Source organism: Allobaculum fili (assembly GCF_020969955.1).
GTDB lineage: Bacteria > Bacillota_I > Bacilli_A > Erysipelotrichales > Erysipelotrichaceae > Allobaculum > Allobaculum fili.
Window position 1 is genome coordinate 1 of the sequence record NZ_JAHDSX010000180.1, and the last position, 252, is coordinate 252.

At 42.9% G+C, this 252-nt stretch carries 1 pseudogene; it reads left to right on the plus strand.

Annotated features, from left to right (window positions below):
* Nucleotides 1-56 precede the first annotated feature (56 nt).
* A pseudogene (locus Afil_RS10980) lies at nt 57-252 on the plus strand (hypothetical protein); the annotation flags it as partial.

The window sequence follows — 252 nt, forward strand, 5'->3', positions numbered from 1 at the left end:
GGTCATTTAATGGTATAATAATGATAGAATTACACTATACAAAAAAGGAGCCGAAAATGTCTGTCCCAGCTGATATCCGGGCCGTCGCCCGTCCCAAAAATACGATTGTTTACGCTTATGGAAAAAAAGATCGATACGCTGTCAAACAGCGAGTCGGCTGTATTCGCAAGAATGGCCATTGTTATCCAGTCGATGGTCCTACTATCGGCCACATCATTAATGGCAAATTCGTACCTCTTGAAGAACCGACTT